The organism is Streptomyces sp. NBC_01171, from assembly GCF_045039805.1.
In the GTDB taxonomy this organism is placed as follows: domain Bacteria; phylum Actinomycetota; class Actinomycetes; order Streptomycetales; family Streptomycetaceae; genus Streptomyces.
Genome location: NZ_CP108609.1, coordinates 3949725 through 3970966 on the forward strand (window position 1 = coordinate 3949725; position 21242 = coordinate 3970966).

Genomic DNA, 21242 nt, shown 5'->3' on the forward strand with positions numbered 1-21242 from the left:
CTTTTCGCGTGGCACGGGTGTTGGGTGCTGGCAAAGCAGGCTTCTTCGCCCCATGGCTCTCCCGCTTTGACCTTCGCTCCCCTGCTGAATTCGAGATGAAGCATCCATGAACCCCTTCATAGCCATAGCCGGCGTAAGCGCCCTCGGTTACGCCGCCGTCACCATCCCCCGGAACGCCCGCAAGGCACGGGCCCAGCGGGCCGAGCAAGGGGGCAAGGTGAAGCGGGTCGTCATTGATCCCGCCGAGTTCGGGCTCGTGCCGGGGGATCAGCTTGACGCGCGGTATGCCGGGCCCGATCCGGAGGCGGATGCCGTTGCCGCGGCGGCCGTTGCCGGGGACTGGCGGGTTGCGGCCAATTACCTCGCGGGGGCCGGGCGGGACTGGGATCTGCGGTGGTACCGGCTCGGCATCCTCGTGCACGCGGCCGTGGAGGACGACCGTTGGCTGCTGGAGTGGCGCAGGGAGTACCCGCACGACCCCACCGCCGCCCTCGTCCACGCCGACGCGCTGGTGGCATTCGCCGGTGAGGCCCGCGGGGCGAAGAGCGCGAAGCACACCACGGCCGAACAGTTCGGCAGCTTCCACCAGTTGCTCGCCCAGGCGCTCCCCGCGTGCGAGGAGGCGGCCCGGATGGCGCCCGACGACCCGACCCCCTGGGTCGCCCAGATCACCATCGCCCTGGGCCTGGGCTGGTCGCACGACCACTTCCGGGCACTGTGGGCCGAGATCACGGCACGGGACCCGCACCACTTCGGCGCCCATGTGTCGGCCCTCCAGTACTGGTGCGCCAAGTGGCGCGGCTCCGACGAGCTGATGTTCACCTTCGCGGAGGAGGCCGTCGCCTCCGCGCCCCGGGGCAGCCTGCTCCCCGTACTGCGCCTGTACGCCGCGTTCGAGCACCAGTTCCGGGTGAACGACCTGTCCGTCTACCAGAGGCCGTTCATGACCACGGCCATCGACGCCACCCTGGACGCGGTCGACCAGGTACCGGCCGGCCACCACCGCCTCCCGACCGTCCGCCACCTGTTGGCCCACGCGCTGTTCCGCACCGAGCGGTTCGCGGAGAGCGTCGAGCAGTTCCGGGCCGTCGGCGCCTACGTCGGCAGCGTGCCGTGGAGTTACTCCGGCGACCCGGTCAAAACGTTCGTCCACGCCCGTACCAACACCTTCATCGGATGGGACAAGGAGGGCCGCCCGGCGCCGCCGGCCCGTGCCGCCCGCTGACGCGAACCTGGTTGTCGGACCACTCACTTAAGATCCGCGCATGTCGCTCGCCTCCCCCCTCCCGCCCCCGGACTTCGAGATCACGTCCGCCCACCCCGAAGTCGCCTGGCTGCGGCAGGCGGTGGCCGCGTGGGACTGGGCGGGGGTGCGCCAGTACCTCGCCGGGCTGCCGCAGGGGAGCGACACGTCCCAGGTCTTCAGCACGGTGGCCGGGACGGAGGGCGTCGAGCGGGTCCTGCGCGATCTGGTGGCGGCCGCCCCCGACGACGTGTTCGCGCTGACCCTCCTCGGCGCCCGCGAGGTCCAGATCGGCTGGAAGGTCCGTACGGGTGCCCGGGCCGAGAGCGTGACCCGAGAGCAGTTCGCCACCTTCCACGCGCACCTGCGCACGGCCGAGCAACTGCTGATACGCGCCACCGCGCTCGACCCGTCCTACGCACCGGCGTGGGCCGAGCGGCTCAACACCGCCCGGGGACTTCAGCTCGGCCAGAACGAGGCGCGCCGCCGCTACGACCGGCTGGCCAAGTCCCATCCCCACCACTTCACGGCCCAGGCCCGGCTGCTCCAGCAACTGTGTCCCAAGTGGAGCGGGAGCTGGGAGGCCGCCCACTCCTTCGCCCGGGACCGCATGCTCGCCGCCCCCCAAGGCGCCCTGAACGCGGGGCTGGTCGCGGAGGCCCACCTCGAGCACTGGCTGGACCTGGACGTGGGCGAGGAGCGGCACGCGTATCTGCGGCAGTCCCACGTCCACGCGGAACTGGTCGAGGCCGCCGGGCGGTCGGTACTCCACCCGGAGTTCCGGCGCGAGCCGGGCTGGGTCACCGTCGCGGGTTGCTTCGCGGCCCTGTTCTCCCTGATCGGTGACACCGCTCGCGCCGCCGCCCACTTCCGCGCGCTGGGCAACCTGGCGTCGAGGTTCCCCTGGAGCTACCTCGGCGAGCCCGCCGAGGCCTACACACGGCACCGGGACGCGGCCCTCGCGCTCACGTCCTCCGCCACCGCGCCGAACCGAGGCCGTGGATGAACCCGCAGTCCGCCGTCCACCGCACCGAGGTCGACGGCATACCCACCCTCTTCACGTACGCCGCCGGGCCGGTGCGCGCCGGGCTCGTCTTCCGGGTCGGGATCGCCGACGAGACCCTCGGCCGGGCGGGGCTCACCCATCTCGTCGAGCACCTCGCGCTTTACCGCCAGGGCGTGGCGGACTACCACTACAACGGCGCGACCAAGGCCGCGTTCACCCACTTCCACGTGGAGGGCGCCGAGCACGAGATCGCCGCGTACCTCACCGGTGTGTGCGCCTCCCTGACCGACCTGCCCATGGACCGGCTGGAGACGGAGAAGGAGATCCTGCGCACCGAGGAGTCCCGCCGCGACTCGGCTCCGCTCCCGCTGTGGCGGTACGGCGCCCAGGGGTACGGGCTGGTCAGCTACCCGGAGTGGGGTGTGCGCAACGCGAGCGCGCGGGACGTGTGGCAGTGGGCGCAGAGCTGGTTCACGGCGGACAACGCGGTGCTCTGGATCGCCGGTGAGCACATCCCTGCCGGTCTCTCCCTCAAGCTGCCCGCGGGCGACAGGCGTCCGATGCCCGCGGTGACCTCGGCCCTCCCTACCACCCCCGCGTACTTCTCGGACGGCACCGGCGGGGTCCTGCTGGACGCCGTCGTCGCCGACACGACCGCCGCGTGGCTGTACTCGGGCGTCCTGGAGCGCGAACTGACCCGCGCCCTGCGGCAGGAGGGCGGTCACTCGTACACGACCGCGAGCGACCTCACGCCCCGCCGGGACGGATTCGCCGTCCTCGCCGCGTTCGCGGACGCGCTGCCCGCCAAGCAGGACGCGGTGCTCGGCGGTTTCGTCGACGTGCTCGCCGGATTCCAGGCGGGGCGGATCGCCCAGGCCGACCTGGACGCGGTGCGTGGCCGCGCCGACGCGGCACTGTCCTCGCCCGAGGCGGCGGCGCGACGGCTGCCCGGTATGGCGGAGGACCTGCTCGCGGGGCGCCCGTGGCGTGACGCCGCCGAACTGCGCTCCGAAATGTGGGCGGTGACGCCCGGCCACCTGCACGAGGTGGCCCTGGAGGCCGCCGGTACGGCCCTCCTGCAAGTGCCCTCCGGACACTCGGCGGACTGGGCCGGGTATACGGCGGCCCCGACCGCGTCGGACCGTGCGGTCACCGGCCCGCGCTTCATCACCGGACGCGTGGGCGACGCCGAGTTGACCGTGGGCGACGACGGCGTCAGCCTCACGGAACGGTCGTCCCCCGGACCCGAGGGGACGCGGGTGGCGACCGTCCTCTACCGCTCCTGTGCCGCCATGCTGAGCCGACCCGACGGCGGCCGTCGCCTCATCGGCGCCGACGGCATCACCGTCGACGTGGAGCCCGCGGTGTACGGCGTCGAGCCGAGCGCCCTGGCGGTCATCGACGCCGCGGTACCGCCGGACGCGGTGGTGCCGCTGCCGCCCCGGCCGCATCCGCCACGCCTGGACAGGGCACCGGCGTCCGGCACCACCACGTCCGCCCGCCCCACGGCGGCCCCTCCCGCCACCGGCACCGCCCCGGCCGACCGGCCCCGGCGCACCGGGGGCCAGACGGTGGGCATCGTTCTCCTCGGGGTCCTCGGCGGCTGCTTCGGCCTGCTCGCCCTCATGCTCACGGTCTTCGGCGCGGACGATCCGGAGACCAGCGTCGGCGAGTGGCTCGCCATGTCGGGGTTCCTCTGGGGGGTCACCGCGCTGCTGGCGTGGCCGGCCGTACGGATTCTGCGGCGCACCAACCGGAGGTGAATACGGCTCCGCAGCGCGGGTTTTGCTGTTGCTTAAGTGACTCTTGTGATTTTCATGGCGACCTCTTTCCTGGGCGTCGGACGGCCGTCGGCTACGGTGCCAACCGGTTTCGGCATCGTGGATACGTGTCAGCAGCCGTAGAACCCGTGCCGAGCAGGAGAGCAGGTAGTTCGTGGCCAAGCAGGTCCGACAGGTGACGCAGTCGCGTCCGCCGGTGACGCGGCAGCAGGAGGCGGGGGGCGCCCGCTTCGGCCGCGCCGTCGTCGCCTGGCTGCGCTCCCTCAGCAGGCGCACGATCGCGATCGCCGCGGGGGCCCTGGCCGTCGTCGCCGCGGTCGTCGTGGTGTGGGCGTTCCTGTCCGGCGGTGACGACCGGCCGCCCATCCCGGACACCCGCGCGCGGCACTACACCGAGATCGACGCCTGCCTGCTCACCGGCAAGGACGGCATCATGGCCGGCACGCCCGCCGCGACCGTCTGGCAGGGCATGCAGGACGCCTCTCTCAAGACGCATGCGCGGGTCAGCTACCAGCAGGTGATGGGGGAGCAGAGCGCCGGCAACGCGCGCCCCTACCTCAACGGCATGCTCCAGGGTTCCTGCGAGGTCGTCGTGGCGGTCGGCGGGCCCGAGGTCTCCGTCGCGGCGGAAGCGGCCCCGAAGTACGGCAAGACCGGCTTCGTGCTGGTCGGCGGCGGCCACTCCGGGGGCAACGTGTCCCTCCTCCACACCGGCGACGGCCTGCGGGCCGACGTGGCGGGCGCCGTCGAGCGGGCGATCGAGGCGAGGAGCTAGCGGGACCACGCGAGGCGGGAAACACCGGCGGCGGTGCCCGAACTCGTGGTGAATCGTTGGTCCAATGGGTTGGCCGGAGCAGTACGGCTGCCTAACATCGATCACCGCAAGACTTTGTGCACCGTCGCACAATCTCCTCAGGAGGTTCCCCTTGCTCCGCCGCCGTCGCACCGCGCTAGTCCTCACCGCCGCGATCGCCGCCGCGGCCCCGCTCCTGACCGCCTGCGGAAACGACGCGCATCCGGGCGCCGCGGCCGTCGTCGGCGGGCAGCGGATCACCGTGTCGCAGTTGGAGGGCCGGGTGAACGAGGTGCGGGCGGCGCAGCGGGCGGAGGCGTCCGACCAGACCCAGTACCAGCAGGTCCTGGCCTCCACCGGCAGTCTCACCCGCGACACCCTGCACAACATGGTCCTGGACCAGGTGCTGCACCGCGCCGCGCGCGACCAGGGCGTCGCGGTCACCCGCAAGGAGATCCAGCGGATGCGCGCCGACCTGGAGAAGCAGGCGGGCGGCATCACGCAGCTCCGGTCGGCCTGGCTCCAGAAGTACGGCATCGCCCCCGGGCGCCTCGACGACAACCTCGGCCTCCAGATCGAGGCGCAGAAGCTCGCCGCCAAGCTCGGCACCGACACCAGCCAGCCCCCGTTCTGGGACGCCCTCTCCAAGGCGTCCAAGGAACTCCACATCGACGTGAACCCCCGCTACGGCGCCTGGGACGTGGCCAAGAGCAGCCGGGTCGACGCCCGTACGCCCTGGCTGCGGGACGCCTCGGCGACACAGAGCGCCTGAGCGGGCGCGAGGCCGCGATACGCCCGGTGCGGGGCGGGTGACCTGCTGGTTCCCGGCCCCGCGCCGCGTGTCGGTCATACGATCACAGGACTCCTCCACCCCTGTGGACAACCCGGCCCGTCATTCCGCGTCCTGGGTTACGTTCGGATCGTGAACGCAATCAGCTCCGAGTCCGCCCCTGGCCGCATCGTCCTGCTCACCACCAGCCACCGCGTCGCCCCCGGCCTGCTGTCCTGGCCCGCCTGGCAGGTGCTGCGCTCCGCCGACGCCGTGCTGTGCGCGGACGGCGCCCATCCGCAGGTGCCGTATCTGCGCGAGGCCGGGATAGCGGTGACGGAGGCGTCCCCCACCGCCGAGGAACTGGTCGACGCCTGCGCGGGCGACCGCACGGTGGTCGTCGTCGCCACCGGTGAGGGGGAGCCCGCCCTCACCGACGGCCTCGCCCGGCTCGCCGGGTCCGGCCGGGTGCAGATGCCCGAACTGGAGCTGCTCCCCGCCTCCTACGACCTGCCCGGCGCGCGCCTCCTCGACCTCGTCCAGGTCATGGACCGCATCCGCGCCGAGTGCCCCTGGTCCTCCCGCCAGACCCACGAGGGCCTGGCCAAGTACGGCATCGAGGAGGCGTACGAACTCGTCGAGGCCATCGAGGCGGGCGACCGCGAGGAGCTGCGGGAGGAACTGGGCGACGTGCTGCTCCAGGTCGTCTTCCACTCCCGCATCGCCGAGGAGGACGCGGACGCCCCCTTCTCCATCGACGACGTCGCCGGGGGCATCGTCACCAAGCTGATCCACCGTCACCCGCACGTCTTCGGCGAGGAGGAGGCCGAGACCCCCGAGGACGTCAAGGCGCACTGGCTGCGCACCAAGGCCGAGGAGAAGCAGCGCAGCTCCGTCACCGAGGGCGTCCCCCTCGGTCAGCCCGGCCTCGCGCTCGCCGCCAAGCTGGCCTCCCGCGTCCGCACCGCCGGCCTGGACGTGCCCCTGCCCCAGGGCGACGGCATCGGATACGAACTGCTGGACCTGGCCGCCCGCGCCGAGCAGGCGGGCGTCGACCCGGAAGCGGCCCTGAGAGCGGCCGCCCGCACCTACCGGGACGCGATACGCACCGCCGAGGGCGTACCCGCCCCGGACCACGACACCGAGTAGCCCAGGCCGGCGGGCCCACGCCGGCGCGGGCTCCCCGCCGGCACGGAGCACCCCCAGCAGACCCAGGAGAAAGGAGCCGACCCGCCCACACCCCGGCCCGCCGGATACCGTCGGGGAGTGACCCAGCCGCACCGCCCCACCCCTGACGACCCCACCCCCGGAGCCCCCGCCGAGGACACCGCCCCGGACCTCTTCACCTGGGAGTTCGCCGCCGACCCCTACCCCGCCTACGCCTGGCTCCGGGAGCACGCTCCCGTGCGCTGGACCAAGCTGCCCAGCGGGGTGGACGCGTGGCTGGTCACCCGGTACGCCGACGCCAAGCAGGCCCTGGCCGACCAGCGGCTCAGCAAGAACCCGGCGCACCACGCCGAGACCGCGCACGCCAAAGGGAAGACCGGTATCCCCGGTGAGCGCAAGGCCGACCTGATGACCCACCTGCTGAACATCGACCCGCCGGACCACACCCGGCTGCGCCGGCTGGTCAGCAAGGCGTTCACCCCGCGCCGGGTCGCCGAGTTCGCGGACCGGGTGCAGGAGCTGACGGACGACCTCATCGACCGGTTCGCCGAGAAGGGTTCGGCCGACCTCATCCACGAGTTCGCCTTCCCGCTCCCCATCTACGCCATCTGCGACCTGCTCGGCGTCCCGCGCGAGGACCAGGACGACTTCCGGGACTGGGCGGGCATGATGATCCGGCACGGCGGCGGGCCGAGGGGCGGGGTGGCGCGTTCGGTGAAGAAGATGCGGGGCTATCTCGCGGACCTCATCCACCGCAAGCGCCAGGCGCTCCCCGCCGAGCCCGTGCCCGGCGAGGACCTCATCTCGGCGCTCATCCGGGCCTCCGACCACGGCGAGCACCTCACCGAGAACGAGGCCGCCGCCATGGCCTTCATCCTGCTCTTCGCGGGCTTCGAGACCACCGTCAACCTCATCGGTAACGGCACCTACGCGCTGCTCACCCACCCCGAGGAGCGCCGTCGGCTCCAGCTCTCGCTGGCCGCCGGTGAGAGGGGCCTGCTCCAGACCGGGGTGGAGGAACTGCTGCGTTACGACGGCCCGGTCGAGCTGGCGACCTGGCGTTATGCCACCGAGCCGCTCACCGTCGGCGGCCAGGACATCGCGGCCGGGGACCCGGTGCTGGTGGTCCTCGCGGCGGCCGACCGCGACCCGGAGCGGTTCGCCGACCCGGACCTGCTGGACCTCGGCCGCCGTGACAACCAGCACCTGGGCTACGGACACGGCATCCACTACTGCCTGGGCGCCCCGCTCGCCCGGCTGGAGGGACAGACCGCGCTGGCCACCCTGCTCACCCGACTGCCGGATCTCGGCCTCGCGGCCGATCCGGCCGAACTCCGCTGGCGCGGCGGGCTGATCATGCGTGGACTGCGCACACTGCCGGTGGAGTTCACACCAGTCGGTCCCAGTCGTGAAAGCACACCTGACGGACGTTCAACTATGTGATCTTCACGTGATCTCTGCGGCATGAACTTGTGACAAGCGATCGTCTGACGCTACGTTCACCCATCAGTGTGGCGCCGAGCACCACTCGCCACGCCGTACCGCTGTCGCACGAAAGGCAACCGCATGCTCTCCGGGAACGGTAGGCACCGTCGCCCCCGCCAGGCTCCGGCGCTCCTCGTCGCGGCCGGCGTGACCACGTCCGCCATCGCCATCCCGCTCCTCGGGGCGGCGAGCGCCAACGCGGCCGACGGAACCACCTGGGACAAGGTCGCCGAGTGCGAGAGCGGCGGCTCCTGGAGCGCCGACACCGGCAACGGCTACTACGGCGGCCTCCAGATATCCCAGGACGACTGGGACAAGTACGGCGGCACGCAGTACGCGGCCAGCGCCGACCAGGCCAGCCGTTCGCAGCAGATCTCGGTGGCCGAGAAGATCCTGGCCGACCAGGGCACCACCCACTGGGCCACCTGCGCCCTGCTCGCCGGACTGACCTCCAACTCCGGCTCGGTGGACGTCGACACGGGCGTGAGCGAGTCCCCGTCCGCGGACCAGAACGGCTCGGACAAGGGCGCCGGCAAGTCGAGCGAGGCGCCCGACGCGGGCGCTTCGTCCGAAGGTTCCGGCTCGTCCGGACTGGACAATTCCTCCCCGTCGTCCGACTCGTCCGACTCCTCCGCCAAGGAGACCGGCAAGCCGGCTCCGAGTGCGAGCGAGAAGGACACCTCCGGCGACTCCAAGAAGGACGCCGGCGCCTCCCGCTCCGACGCGTCCGCGCCCCCGGCCGCCGACCGGGGGTACAAGGGCGGCGGTTCGCCCTCCGGTGCCCCCGCGGTGGAGGACGACGAGTCGTGGGAGGACGGCGGCTCCTGGAGCCTCGTCGACACCGGTGACCTCGGCGGCGGTGGCCGTCACCGCGGCGGCAGCGGCGACGAGGGCGTGACGGAAGGTCAGCACACGGCCGGCACGGGCCGCCACGCCACCGCCTCCCCGGCCGCCTACACCGTCCGTGACGGTGACACGCTCGGCTCCATCGCCGACTCCCTTGACGTGGACGGCGGGTGGGAGGCCCTCTACTCCGCGAACAAGCAGGCCATCGGCGCGAACCCGAACCATGTCGACCCGGGCCAGACCCTGAAAGTACCGGGCGAATAGGGCGCCGGATGGCGGAATTTGACGCCCCGCTATCCTCTTATATGTCCCATTTGGCGAAAGTGTGGGATGGCTCTCAGAAGCCGTGATCGTCTTTGAAATTCGTCGCGGCGCATGTCTACGGTCGGGACCGCTCGTCACCACGAGCACCCGTGGCCGCAACGCCGAATCCTGCCAGCGGCCGTCGGGGGTAACCGTCGCGTCAAGCGCCGTAGGCAGGAGCGGGGGACCCAAGGTAGGTGCCCGAACCGGTGGCTGACGCCGGGACGGGCTTGGGGTGGAGCCACGCCTTCCCGAAGTACCAGGGAGGGGTGGCCGGGCAACTCAACCGGCCCGAACCCGACAGCTCACCTCGCAGGCGTCGGTGAGGGGATCGATCCATGCTGCTTTCCAGCAAGGGCAAGCACCGTCGCCCGTCCAAGACCGTCCGTGTCCTCGCGCTCGCCGGTGTCGCCGGCGCGGCCGTCGCGGGCCCGGTGATGGCGTCGGGCAGCGCCTCCGCCGCCACCGGTTCCGAGTGGGACGCCGTCGCCCAGTGCGAGTCGGGCGGCAACTGGTCCATCAACACCGGCAACGGGTACTACGGCGGGCTCCAGTTCTCCGCCTCCACCTGGGCCGCGTACGGCGGCACGCAGTACGCCGCCACCGCCGACAAGGCGAGCAAGGAACAGCAGATCACCGTCGCGGAGAAGGTGCTCTCCGCCCAGGGCAAGGGCGCCTGGCCGGTCTGCGGCACGGGCCTGTCCGGCACGCCGTACAGCGGTTCCGCCGCCCCGGCGAGCCCGGCCCCCTCCACGGACACCAAGACCGAGGACAAGGCCGACACCGCTGACCGCACCTCCGACGACCAGGCCGCCTCCCGCTCCACCGAGCGTCCGGAGGCGAGCAAGACCGTCACCACGCCGACCGGTGACAAGGTCAAGAAGGGCGATGGCGAGTACAAGGTGGTCAAGGGCGACACGCTCAGCTCCATCGCCGCGAAGCACAAGGTCGAGGGCGGCTGGAAGAAGCTGTTCGACCTGAACAAGAACATCGTCGAGAAGGCCGACTTCATCTTCCCCGGCCAGATGCTGCACCTGAAGTAACCGCGACCCGCTCGGCGGCCGGCCCCCGAACCGTCCGGCCCCCGAGCTGCCGGTCCCCCTGACGGACCCCCCGCCCCGGTGCGCGCTCCCCCCGCGTGCCGGGGCGGTGCGCGTTCCGCGCCCGGCCTGCCCCGCCCGCCCGGAACCTTTGCCCAGAACCCTTTGTTCCGGACGGGAACAATGGGTACGGTCTCCCTGTCCCACCCCGTCCACGAGGCGGTCGGTCGCCTGCCGACGCCCCCGGGACGGTTAGGCTCTAGAGGCAAGGCATGCCATCCGGCGCACGCCCCGCACTCATCGCGTCACATCCATGAAGGAGATGCTCGTGCCGTCCATCGACGTCGTCGTAGCCCGGGAAATCCTGGACTCCCGAGGCAACCCCACGGTCGAGGTCGAGGTCGGCCTCGACGACGGCAGCACGGGTCGTGCCGCCGTCCCGTCCGGCGCCTCCACCGGTGCCTTCGAGGCCATCGAGCTGCGTGACGGTGACCCGAACCGCTACCAGGGCAAGGGTGTCGAGAAGGCCGTCCTCGCCGTCATCGAGCAGATCGGCCCGGAGCTGGTCGGCTACGACGCCACCGAGCAGCGCCTGATCGACCAGGCCATGTTCGACCTGGACGCCACCGACAACAAGGGCTCGCTCGGCGCCAACGCCATCCTCGGCGTCTCCCTCGCCGTCGCCCACGCCGCCTCCGAGGCCAGCGACCTGCCGCTCTTCCGCTACCTGGGCGGCCCCAACGCGCACCTGCTCCCGGTGCCGATGATGAACATCCTGAACGGCGGCTCGCACGCCGACTCCAACGTGGACATCCAGGAGTTCATGATCGCCCCGATCGGCGCGGAGTCCTTCTCCGAGGCCGTCCGCTGGGGTGCCGAGGTCTACCACACCCTCAAGAAGGTCCTGAAGAACAAGGGCCTCGCCACCGGTCTCGGCGACGAGGGCGGCTTCGCCCCGAACCTCGGCTCCAACCGTGAGGCCCTCGACCTCATCCTCGAGGCCATCAAGGAGGCCGGCTACGCCCCCGGCGAGCAGATCGCCCTCGCGCTCGACGTCGCCGCGTCCGAGTTCTACAAGGACGGCAAGTACCTCTTCGAGGGCAAGGAGCGCTCCGCCGCCGAGATGACGGAGTACTACGAGGAGTTGGTGGCGGCCTACCCGCTGGTCTCCATCGAGGACCCGCTGTTCGAGGACGACTGGGCGGGCTGGAAGGTCCTCACCGACCGCATCGGCGACAAGGTGCAGATCGTCGGCGACGACCTGTTCGTCACCAACCCCGAGCGCCTCGCCCGCGGCATCGAGGAGGGCGTCGCCAACGCCCTGCTGGTCAAGGTCAACCAGATCGGCTCGCTGACCGAGACCCTGGACGCCGTCGAGATGGCCCAGCGCAACGGCTACAAGTGCATGATGTCCCACCGCTCCGGCGAGACCGAGGACGTCACCATCGCCGACCTGGCCGTCGCCACCAACTGCGGCCAGATCAAGACCGGTGCCCCGGCCCGCTCCGAGCGCGTCGCCAAGTACAACCAGCTCCTGCGCATCGAGGAGATCCTCGACGACGCCGCCGTCTACGCCGGCCGCAGCGCCTTCCCGCGGTTTCGCTCCGCGAACCAGTAGACACAGCAAGGGCTGATACCCCGGCGGGGCCCGGCGCGAGTCGGCCCCGCCCGTCGTACCTACGTCCCCGGACCCGGTCCCGTACCGTGTCCGGGGACGTACGCGCGTATGAGCACGGCACGAGAAGCACAGCAGAAGACGCACAGGCACAGTGGAGGCGGAGAGCCAGATGGCCGCGAGGGACCGGGACCGTTTCTCCACCACGACCAGGCTGCGGCTGCTCGGTGAGCAGACGGCGGCCCGCGTCTACCGCTCCCAGACCAAACGGCAGGCCCGCCGCTCCCGGCTCACCGGCCGCGCCGCCCTGCTGGCCCTGGTGCTGTGCTCGATGATCGTGGCGCTCGCCTACCCGATGCGGCAGTACGTGTCCCAGCGCGCCGAGATCGCGGACCTGAAGAACCGCCAGGAGCAGGCCCGCGCCCGGGTCGAGCAGCTCAGGGACGTCAAGGCCCGCTGGCAGGACGACGCCTACGCCGAACAGCAGATCCGGCGCAGGCTGCACTATGTGATGCCCGGTGAGACCGGGTACGTCGTGATCGACCCGGGCGCCGCCACGCAGTCCCGCACCGACCGGGGCGCCGCCCACCGGCCCTGGTACGCGAACGTCTGGGACGGCGTCGACAAGTCCGACGCCTCCGACCAGTGACCGGCACCCGCCGGTGACCGACGACAAGCCACTTACGGAAGCAGTCATGGAAACGCCCCCGCCCCACACCCCGCGCACCGAGCCCACCGAGGCGGACATCGCCGCCTTCGAGCTCCAGCTCGGCCGCCCGCCGCGCGGCCTGCGGGCCATCGCCCACCGCTGCCCCTGCGGCCAGCCGGACGTCGTGGAGACGGCGCCCCGGCTGCCCGACGGCACGCCCTTCCCGACGACGTACTACCTGACGTGCCCGCGCGCCGCCTCGGCGATCGGCACGCTGGAGGCCAACGGTGTCATGAAGGAGATGACCGAGCGGCTGCAGACCGACCCGGAGCTGGCCGCGGCCTACCGGGCGGCGCACGAGGACTACATCCGGCGCCGGGACGAGATCGAGGTGCTGGCGGGCTTCCCCAGCGCGGGCGGCATGCCCGACCGGGTGAAGTGCCTGCACGTCCTGGTCGCCCACTCGCTGGCCGCCGGACCGGGTGTGAACCCGCTGGGCGACGAGGCCATCGCCATGCTGCCCGAGTGGTGGGCGAAGGGCCCGTGCGTGGTGCCCGGCGCCTGCGCGGCGGAGCCGGCCGAGTCCGGTGCGGAGGAGCAGCGATGACCCGTGTGGCCGCCGTGGACTGCGGCACCAACTCCATCCGCCTGCTGGTCGCCGACGCCGACCCCGAGACGGGTCAACTGACCGACCTGGACCGCCGGATGACGATCGTCCGGCTCGGCCAGGGTGTCGACCGCACCGGCCGTCTCGCCCCCGAGGCGCTGGAGCGCACCTTCGCCGCCTGTCGGGAGTACGCCCAGGTCATCCGTGAACTCGGCGCGACCAAGGTGCGGTTCGTCGCCACCTCCGCCTCGCGCGACGCGGAGAACCGGGACGAGTTCGTGCGCGGGGTCGTGGACATCCTCGGCGTGGAGCCGGAGGTCATCACCGGCGACCAGGAGGCCGAGTTCTCCTTCACCGGCGCGACCAGGGAACTGTCCGGCGACGACCGGCTGGAGAAGCCGTACCTGGTGGTGGACATCGGCGGCGGCTCCACCGAGTTCGTCGTCGGGGACGACCACGTGGGCGCCGCGCGGTCGGTGGACATCGGCTGCGTGCGGCTGACCGAGCGGCACCTCGTGCAGGACGGCGAGGTCACCGACCCGCCCGCGCACGAGCAGGTCGCCGCCATAAGGACGGACATCGCGGCCGCGCTGGACCTGGCCGCCGAGACCGTGCCGCTGGACGAGGCGCGCACGCTGGTCGGGCTCGCGGGCTCGGTCACCACGGTGGCCGCCATCGCGCTGGAGCTGCCGGAGTACGACTCCGCGCGCATCCACCACTCCCGGATCTCGCGGGGTCGTGTCCGCCAGATCACCGAGTGGCTGCTCAGCTCCTCGCACGCCGAGCGGGCGGAGATCCCCTCCATGCACCCCGGCCGGGTGGACGTGATCGGCGCGGGCGCTCTCGTGCTGCTCTCGATCATGGAGCGGACCGGTGCCGAGGAGGTCGTCGTCAGCGAGCACGACATCCTCGACGGCATCGCGTGGTCCATCGCCTGACCGCCCCCGACCGCTCCGACGCCCGTACTGGCACGGCTTGTTACCGTCCAGTAGTGTGCGGCTGAGCAGCCGGGACGACGTTTGAGCGCCCCTGCGGGGCGGCTGACACGCCGCTTCGCGGGGCTCCCGCCACAACCTTCGTGAAGTTCTTCACAAGGAAATCGGCCCCGGTGGGGGATGTGGGGGTCCGCATTGACCCGTTCGGGGCCCGGACCGCCCCTGGAGCATGATCACGACCGTATTGCGACAGGGTTTCGCCGGGGTGTCCTGAGCACCCGCGCAGGGTGTCGCGCGAGGGTCCTGAGGTGCCGGAAAGCCAGCTCAAGCGGCATTGACAACGGGTCGGGGTCACTCCGGGTTCCCCATCGTGAACATGACCTGCGTCACGTGAGTGGCGGAGGATAACACACCCCCTCCTCAAGCTTGTGAAGGGGCGCACGAGCTACCCCCCCGGGGCGGGTGGATACTCGATGGCATGAGCACCACGGAGCGTCCCAGGATCCTCGTAGTAGGCGGTGGGTACGTAGGCCTGTACGCAGCTCGGCGCATCCTCAAGAAGATGCGCTTCGGAGAGGCGACCGTCACGGTCGTCGACCCCCGGTCGTACATGACCTACCAGCCCTTCCTCCCCGAAACCGCCGCCGGCAACATCTCCCCTCGCCACGTCGTCGTACCGCTGCGACGCGTGCTGCCGAAGGCGGAGGTCCTCACCGGCCGGGTCACCACCATCGACCAGGACCGCAAGGTCGCCACGATCGCCCCCCTCGTGGGCGAGGCGTACGAGCTGCCCTTCGACTACCTGGTCATCGCCATGGGCGCGGTCTCGCGCACCTTCCCGATCCCCGGCCTCGCCGAGCAGGGCATCGGTATGAAGGGCATCGAGGAGGCCATCGGCCTGCGCAACCACGTCCTGGAGCAGCTCGACAAGGCCGACTCCACGACCGACGAGGAGATCCGCCGCAAGGCGCTCACCTTCGTCTTCATCGGCGGTGGCTTCGCGGGCGCGGAGACCATCGGCGAGGTCGAGGACATGGCCCGCGACGCCGCCAAGTACTACAAGAACGTGTCCCGCGAGGACATGCGCTTCGTCCTGGTCGACGCCGCCGACAAGATCCTCCCCGAGGTCGGCCCCAAGCTCGGCCAGTACGGCAAGGAGCACCTGGAGAGCCGCGGTGTGGAGATCTACCTCTCCACCTCGATGGACTCCTGCGTCGACGGCCACGTCGTGCTGAAGAACGGCCTCGAGGTCGACTCCGACACGATCGTCTGGACCGCGGGCGTCAAGCCCAACCCGGCCCTCACGCGCTTCGGTCTGCCCCTCGGCCCGCGTGGCCACGTCGACTGCCAGCCGACCCTCCAGGTCACCGGCACCGACTACATCTGGGCCGCCGGTGACAACGCCCAGGTCCCCGACCTCGTCGGCCGCAAGGCGGGCAACGAGAACGCCTGGTGCCCGCCGAACGCCCAGCACGCGCTGCGCCAGGCCAAGGTGCTCGGCGACAACGTGGTCTCCGGCATGCGGGGCTTCCCGCAGAAGGACTACGAGCACGCCAACAAGGGTGCCGTCGCGGGTCTCGGCCTGCACAAGGGCGTGGCGATGATCGTCATGGGCAAGATGAAGATCAAGCTCAAGGGCCGTCTCGCCTGGTACATGCACCGCGGTTACCACGGTCTGGCCATGCCGACCTTCAACCGCAAGATCCGCGTCTTCGCGGACTGGACCCTCGGCATGTTCCTCAAGCGCGAGGTCGTCGCCCTCGGTGCCATGGAGCACCCGCGCGAGGAGTTCTACGAGGCCGCCAAGCCCGCCCCGGTCGCCGCCGCGCCGAAGACCGAGGAGAAGGCCAAGGCGAGCTGACCTCCGGTCAGTTCCCCTCACCCTGCTCGACCCGAAGGACCTTCCGCCATCCGTGGTGCGGGAGGTCCTTCGGCGTTCCCCTCCGCGCCCCCTGTTTTGCCCTGTCGTAACCCCAATGCGGGACTGTGCCGGGTACGGCGTGGTGTTTACGTGGTAACGGACATCCGGGATCGTCGTCTTGGAGGTGTGCGTCATGGCCGACGCCGCGTCGCGCTTGGTGAGTGTTGCCGAACAACTGCTGGGAGCGCCCCTCCCGGTGCGGGTACGTGCCTGGGACGGCTCCCAGGCCGGGCCGCCGGGGGCTCCCGTGATCGTCGTACGCAACCGGCGCGCCCTGCGCCGCATGCTGTTCAAGCCGGGCGAACTGGGCATGGCCCGCGCCTGGGTGGCCGGGGACCTGGACATCGAGGGTGATCTGTACACCGCCCTCGGCGCCATGGCCGGCCTGCTCTGGGAGCACCACGACGAGGGCGGTGGCCGCTCCCTCGCCGACACGGTGCGCGACCCCGCCGCGCGAGCGGCCGTCCGCGACCTGATCCGGCTCGTCGGGCCGCCGCTGCCGCCCGCCCCGCCGCGCGAGGAGGTCCACCGACGACGCCACCTGCACACCCGCCGCACCGACAAGCGCGCCATCAGCCACCACTACGACGTGGGCAACGACTTCTACGCACTCGTCCTCGGCCCGTCCATGGTGTACTCCTGCGCCTACTGGGAGGCCCCGGAAACAGGTGCCTCCCTGGAGAGCGCCCAGCGCGACAAGCTCGAACTGGTCTGCCGGAAACTGGGCCTGAAGCCCGGTCAGCGGCTGCTGGACGTGGGCTGCGGCTGGGGCTCGATGGCCGTCCACGCCGCCCGCGAGCACGGCGTGAGCGTCGTCGGCATCACCCTCTCCCAGGAGCAGGCCGCCTTCGCCCGCAAGCGCGTCGCCGACGAGGGTCTCACCGACCGTGTCGAGATCCGCGTCCAGGACTACCGCGACGTCCGCGACGGCCCCTACGACGCGATCTCCTCCATCGGCATGGCCGAACACGTCGGCGCCGAACGCTACCTGGACTACGCCCGTGACCTGTTCGGCCTGCTGAAGCCCGGCGGACGCCTCCTCAACCACCAGATCGCCCGCCGCCCGCAGCAGGACGAGACGGCGTACGAGGTGGACGCGTTCATCGACTCCTACGTCTTCCCCGACGGCGAACTCGCCCCCCTGGGCACCACCGTCACCATGCTGGAGCGCGCCGGGTTCGAGGTGCGGGACGTGGAGTCGCTGCGCGAGCACTACGCCCGCACCCTGCGCGCCTGGGTCACCAACCTGGAGGGCGACTGGGCCCGCGCCACACGGCTCGCCGGGTTCGGCCGCGCCCGCGTCTGGCGGCTGTACATGGCCGCCTCCGCGCTGGCCTTCGAGCGCAACCAGATCGGCGTCAACCAGGTCCTCGCCGTCCGTACTCCGGAGACCGGCACCTCGGGCCTCCCGGCCCGCACCCGCACCTGGAACGCCTGACCACGCAAGTGGGGCCCCGTTCCGATCCCGGAACGGGGCCCCACGACTGCGCCCGAGCGCTACTCGGCCTTGATCGCGCCGAGCACGTTCAGCCGGGCCGCGCGCCGGGCCGGCCACAGCGCCGCCAGCACGCCCACCAGGGCCGCCAGCAGCAGGAACAACACCAGCCGGGACCAGGGCAGGACCAGCTCGTACGTCGCCATCTTCGTGCCCAGCAGCTCACCGGCCGCCCAGCCGAAGAACACGCCGAGCCCGATGCCCAGCACCCCGCCGAACAGCGAGATCACCAGGGACTCCAGGCGGACCATCCGCTTCACCGACCCGCGCTCCAGGCCGATCGCGCGCAGCATCCCGATCTCCTGGGAGCGCTCGAACACCGACATGGCCAGCGTGTTGATGACACCGAGCACCGCGACCACCACGGCCATGCCGAGCAGGCCGTAGACCAGGTTCAGCATCAGCGTGAAGATCTTGGCGATGCCGTCGGTGATGTCCTGCTTGTCCTGCACCTGGATGGCCGGGTTGGAGCCGAGGGCCTTGGCCAGCCGGTCCTTGGTCGCGTCCGAGGCGCCGTCCGCCGTGCGGACCAGGACCTGCATGTCGGCCGGGGCGCGCAGGTGCGGGGTGAGCACCTTGTCGTCGATCATGATGCCCCGGATCATCTCGTTGCCCTCGTACACCCCGGCGACGGTCAGCGTGGCCTTCTTGCCGTCCTCGAAGTGCGCGGTGAGCTTCGAACCGGCCTTCCAGCCCTGCTCCTCGGCCCGGTCGGCGTCCACCACGATCCGGGTGCCGGACACGTCGAACGTGCCCTGCTTCACCTTCAGGTCGGTCAGCTCGCCGATCGCCGAACCGGTGACACCGGTCAGGAACTCGGTCTCACCGCCGATGCGGGAGGCGCCGTTGCGCAGCGGGCTGGACGCGGCGACCCCTTCGGTGGCGGCCAGCTTGGTGGCCACCTCCGGGGAGAGCGGGGTGTGGTTGGCCATCGAGACGACGTAGTCCGCGCGGATCGAGGCCGCGGCCATCTTGTCGATCGACTTCTGGAGGCTGCCGGCCATCACCGTCATGCCGGTGATCAGGGTCAGGCCGATCATCAGCGCGGACGCGGTGGCCGCCGTACGGCGCGGGTTGCGCACCGCGTTCTGCCGGGCCAGGCGGCCCGAGACGCCGAACAGACGCAGCAGCGGGGCGGCCGCCGCGATCAGCGGGCGGGACAGCAGCGGGGTCAGCACGAACACACCGATGATCAGCAGCACCGCGCCGAGGCCCATCGCGCCCTGGCCCTTGTCGGTGTTCATCGTGGTGGCCGCGAACACCACGGCCGCGCCGGCCGCCGCGAACAGCGTGCCGATGGTGTTGCGCACCACCAGGGAGCGGGTGGTGGCGGTCGCGTGCACGCTGCTCATCGCCGCGACCGGCGGGATCTTCGCGGCCCGGCGGCCGGGCAGCCAGGCGGCGAGCACGGTGATGACGATGCCGACGGCGAGCGCGGCGACGACCGTGCCCGGCGTGACCACGAGCGGGCCGTCCGGCATGCTCGCGCCGAAGGAGTTCAGCAGGGCGCGCAGTCCGGCGCCGATGCCGACACCGGCGGCCAGACCGGCGACGCCCGCGACCGTGCCGACCGCGAGCGCCTCGGTGAGCACCGAGCGGGTGACCTGGCCGCGCGAGGCGCCGACCGCGCGCAGCAGGGCGAGTTCCTTGGTGCGCTGGGCGACCAGCATGGTGAAGGTGTTGGCGATGATGAACGTGCCGACGAACAGGGCGATGCCCGCGAACACCAGCAGCGCCTGGCGCAGACCGCTCATCGACGCGGAGATCTGCTCCGCCTGGTCGGCGGCGAGCTTCTCCCCGGTGGTGGTGCTGATCTGGCCGGCCGGGAGCGCCTTGTCCAGCGCGGCCTTGAGGGCGCTCTGGCTGGTGCCGGGGGCGGCGGTCACGTCGATCTCGTCGTACGTGCCCTTCTTGCCGAGCAGGGCCTGCGCGGTGGGCGTGTCGAAGAGGGTGAGGCTGCCGCCCGCGGCCACGTTGCCGTCGTCCGTGGTGAAGATGCCGGCGACGCGCGGGGTGAGGACCGGGCCGTCGACCGAGAGGCGGACGGTGTCACCGACGGCGTAGCCGGTGCGGCGGGCGGTCTCGGAGTCGATCAGCAGCTCGCCCTTGCCGCGCGGGGCGTGGCCGGAGACGAGCCGGTACCGGGGGTCCTTGGTGCCCCAGTAGTTGCCGCCCATGGACTGCCAGCCGTCGCCGACCAGCTTGCCGTGCTTGTCGGCCAGCGCGGTGAAGCCGCTGACCACACCGGTGGCGGAGGCGGCGCCGGGCACCTTCTCGGCCTTGGCGAGCAGCGCCGGGGTCAGGTCCGGGGTGGAGCCGACCCGGTCGCCGCTCGCCGCATGGTGCTTGGCCCGTACGGCCACGTCGACGCCGTCGAAGCCCTGGGCGGAGCTGTTCTCGAAGGCGCGGGAGAGGGTGTTGGTGAAGACCAGCGTCCCGGACACGAAGGCGACGCCGAGCATGACGGCGAGCACCGTCATCATCAGCCGGGCCTTGTGCGCGAGGACGTTGCGCAGCGCGGTGCGGAACATCAGCTCGTACGGCCCTTCGCGTCGAAGCGCTTCATCAGGTCGAGGACCGAGTCGGCCGTCGGGTCCTGGACCTCGTCCACGATCCGGCCGTCCGCGAGGAAGACCACCCGGTCCGCGTAGGCGGCGGCGACCGGGTCGTGGGTCACCATGACCACCGTCTGGCCCAGTTCGCGCACCGAGTTGCGCAGGAAGCCCAGCACCTCGGCGCCGGAGCGGGAGTCGAGGTTTCCGGTCGGCTCGTCACCGAAGATGATCTCCGGCTTGGAGGCCAGCGCGCGGGCCACGGCGACGCGCTGCTGCTGGCCGCCGGAGAGCTGGGAGGGGCGGTGCGAGAGCCGGTCGGACAGTCCCACCATCCCGATCACCCGGTCCAGCCACTCCTTGTCGGGCTTGCGGCCCGCGATGTCCATCGGCAGCGTGATGTTCTCCAGCGCGGTCAGCGTCGGGAGCAGGTTGAACGCCTGGAAGATGAAGCCGATCTTGTCCCGGCGCAGCCGCGTGAGCTGCTTGTCCTTCAGCGAGCCCAGCTCGGTCTCGCCGATGCGCACCGAGCCGGAGGAGAAGGAGTCCAGCCCGGCCACACAGTGCATCAGCGTGGACTTGCCGGAGCCGGACGGGCCCATGATCGCGGTGAACTCGGCCTGGCGGAACTCGACGGAGACCCGGTCCAGGGCGACCACTCGGGTCTCACCCTGCCCGTAGATCTTCGACAGCTCCGCGGCGCGCGCGGCCACGGCGGTGGTCCTGCCGGTGGTGGGTGTGGTGGTCACGGGGTGGGGCTCCTGTCGGACGGGTCTCGGGGGTCTGTTCCCATGATCCCCGTTCCCGGAGCCCGCCCGGTCAGCCGCTGTTCCCGTTCCCTACCGCGACTCCGGTCGGACGGCGCCGCTCCGTGTCATACCTGGGGAGGACGGCCGACCCTGAGGGGACGTACCACCAGGAACAGGGGGACCGCCCTTGTTCGGTAGGTGAAATTCCGTCATTCCGCGTACGGGTGCGCGGGTGTCCCGGCAGGCTGTTGGCAAGTGCGGATGGCTCGTTCCGTGGTCTGATGCA

General features: G+C 71.4%; 17 protein-coding genes and 1 riboswitch. Of the genes, 15 read left to right on the plus strand and 2 right to left on the minus strand.

All coding sequences use genetic code 11. The annotated features are described in order from the left end of the window. Nucleotides 1-106: 106 nt before the first annotated feature. From OG448_RS18295 to OG448_RS18365, 15 genes are all read left to right on the plus strand, one after another. Entirely contained in the window at nt 107-1225 is a 1119-nt protein-coding gene (locus tag OG448_RS18295) for a hypothetical protein (protein WP_405555136.1), read from the plus strand. 40 nt (nt 1226-1265) lie between these two features. Then, entirely contained in the window at nt 1266-2249 is a 984-nt protein-coding gene (locus tag OG448_RS18300; RefSeq protein ID WP_405555138.1) for a hypothetical protein, read from the plus strand. Continuing rightward, on the plus strand, nt 2246-4012 hold the full coding sequence (locus OG448_RS18305; protein WP_405555139.1) for an insulinase family protein: 1767 nt from the start codon (nt 2246-2248) through the stop codon (nt 4010-4012). Before OG448_RS18300 ends, OG448_RS18305 begins: the two co-directional genes overlap by 4 nt. 172 nt (nt 4013-4184) lie before the next feature. After that, entirely contained in the window at nt 4185-4805 is a 621-nt protein-coding gene (locus OG448_RS18310) for a hypothetical protein (protein WP_405555141.1), read from the plus strand. A gap of 151 nt (nt 4806-4956) precedes the next feature. Then, nucleotides 4957-5595: a SurA N-terminal domain-containing protein gene (locus OG448_RS18315; protein ID WP_405555143.1), complete on the plus strand. Its 639-nt coding sequence runs from the start codon at nt 4957-4959 to the stop codon at nt 5593-5595. 150 nt (nt 5596-5745) lie between these two features. Then, the gene (locus OG448_RS18320; RefSeq protein ID WP_405555145.1) at nt 5746-6741 is read left to right on the plus strand and encodes a nucleoside triphosphate pyrophosphohydrolase; all 996 of its coding nucleotides are present in this window, start codon (nt 5746-5748) and stop codon (nt 6739-6741) included. Between the two features lie 117 nt (nt 6742-6858). Next, nucleotides 6859-8202, plus strand: coding sequence for a cytochrome P450 (locus tag OG448_RS18325; protein WP_405555146.1), 1344 nt, complete (start codon nt 6859-6861; stop codon nt 8200-8202). A gap of 123 nt (nt 8203-8325) precedes the next feature. After that, nucleotides 8326-9354 (plus strand): transglycosylase family protein, encoded by a 1029-nt coding sequence (locus OG448_RS18330; protein WP_405555148.1) that lies wholly within the window; start codon nt 8326-8328, stop codon nt 9352-9354. A 194-nt stretch (nt 9355-9548) separates the two neighbouring features. Then, nucleotides 9549-9727: riboswitch (cyclic di-AMP (ydaO/yuaA leader) on the plus strand. A gap of 4 nt (nt 9728-9731) precedes the next feature. Continuing rightward, nucleotides 9732-10436, plus strand: coding sequence for a transglycosylase family protein (locus OG448_RS18335; RefSeq protein WP_405555150.1), 705 nt, complete (start codon nt 9732-9734; stop codon nt 10434-10436). A gap of 325 nt (nt 10437-10761) precedes the next feature. Further along, complete coding sequence (gene eno / locus OG448_RS18340) at nt 10762-12051, plus strand: phosphopyruvate hydratase (protein WP_030814218.1); 1290 nt, start codon at nt 10762-10764, stop codon at nt 12049-12051. Nucleotides 12052-12220: 169 nt separating this feature from the next. Further along, the gene (locus OG448_RS18345; protein WP_405555151.1) at nt 12221-12697 is read left to right on the plus strand and encodes a septum formation initiator family protein; all 477 of its coding nucleotides are present in this window, start codon (nt 12221-12223) and stop codon (nt 12695-12697) included. A 46-nt stretch (nt 12698-12743) separates the two neighbouring features. After that, nucleotides 12744-13304 carry a DUF501 domain-containing protein gene (locus OG448_RS18350; protein ID WP_405555153.1) on the plus strand — a complete coding sequence of 187 codons (561 nt, stop codon included), beginning with the start codon at nt 12744-12746 and terminating at the stop codon, nt 13302-13304. After that, complete coding sequence (locus OG448_RS18355; RefSeq protein WP_405555155.1) at nt 13301-14242, plus strand: exopolyphosphatase; 942 nt, start codon at nt 13301-13303, stop codon at nt 14240-14242. The genes OG448_RS18350 and OG448_RS18355 overlap by 4 nt, the downstream gene beginning before the upstream one ends. A 475-nt stretch (nt 14243-14717) precedes the next feature. Then, nucleotides 14718-16100, plus strand: a complete 1383-nt coding sequence (locus OG448_RS18360) for an NAD(P)/FAD-dependent oxidoreductase (RefSeq protein ID WP_078858577.1) — start codon at nt 14718-14720, stop codon at nt 16098-16100. A gap of 193 nt (nt 16101-16293) precedes the next feature. Then, nucleotides 16294-17598 carry a class I SAM-dependent methyltransferase gene (locus tag OG448_RS18365; RefSeq protein ID WP_405555157.1) on the plus strand — a complete coding sequence of 435 codons (1305 nt, stop codon included), beginning with the start codon at nt 16294-16296 and terminating at the stop codon, nt 17596-17598. A gap of 59 nt (nt 17599-17657) precedes the next feature. Here OG448_RS18365 and OG448_RS18370 read toward each other — a convergent pair whose 3' ends face one another. Both OG448_RS18370 and OG448_RS18375 read right to left on the minus strand, forming a co-directional pair. Then, a complete protein-coding gene (locus OG448_RS18370) occupies nt 17658-20186 on the minus strand; it encodes an ABC transporter permease (protein ID WP_405555159.1) in 2529 nt (842 codons plus the stop codon). Further along, the gene (locus tag OG448_RS18375; protein WP_405555161.1) at nt 20186-20956 is read right to left on the minus strand and encodes an ABC transporter ATP-binding protein; all 771 of its coding nucleotides are present in this window, start codon (nt 20954-20956) and stop codon (nt 20186-20188) included. Before OG448_RS18375 ends, OG448_RS18370 begins: the two co-directional genes overlap by 1 nt. Between the last annotated feature and the right edge of the window lie 286 nt (nt 20957-21242).

Excerpts from the sequence above, each read along its gene's own strand:
- OG448_RS18295 (WP_405555136.1), top strand. The coding sequence starts at position 107 with ATGAACCCCTTCATAGCCATAGCCGGCGTAAGCGCCCTCGGTTACGCC.
- OG448_RS18300 (WP_405555138.1), top strand. The coding sequence starts at position 1,266 with ATGTCGCTCGCCTCCCCCCTCCCGCCCCCGGACTTCGAGATCACGTCC.
- OG448_RS18305 (WP_405555139.1), top strand. The coding sequence starts at position 2,246 with ATGAACCCGCAGTCCGCCGTCCACCGCACCGAGGTCGACGGCATACCC.
- OG448_RS18330 (WP_405555148.1), top strand. The coding sequence starts at position 8,326 with ATGCTCTCCGGGAACGGTAGGCACCGTCGCCCCCGCCAGGCTCCGGCG.
- OG448_RS18335 (WP_405555150.1), top strand. The coding sequence starts at position 9,732 with ATGCTGCTTTCCAGCAAGGGCAAGCACCGTCGCCCGTCCAAGACCGTC.
- OG448_RS18345 (WP_405555151.1), top strand. The coding sequence starts at position 12,221 with ATGGCCGCGAGGGACCGGGACCGTTTCTCCACCACGACCAGGCTGCGG.
- OG448_RS18350 (WP_405555153.1), top strand. The coding sequence starts at position 12,744 with ATGGAAACGCCCCCGCCCCACACCCCGCGCACCGAGCCCACCGAGGCG.
- OG448_RS18355 (WP_405555155.1), top strand. The coding sequence starts at position 13,301 with ATGACCCGTGTGGCCGCCGTGGACTGCGGCACCAACTCCATCCGCCTG.
- OG448_RS18360 (WP_078858577.1), top strand. The coding sequence starts at position 14,718 with ATGAGCACCACGGAGCGTCCCAGGATCCTCGTAGTAGGCGGTGGGTAC.
- OG448_RS18365 (WP_405555157.1), top strand. The coding sequence starts at position 16,294 with ATGGCCGACGCCGCGTCGCGCTTGGTGAGTGTTGCCGAACAACTGCTG.
- OG448_RS18370 (WP_405555159.1), bottom strand. The coding sequence starts at position 20,186 with ATGTTCCGCACCGCGCTGCGCAACGTCCTCGCGCACAAGGCCCGGCTG.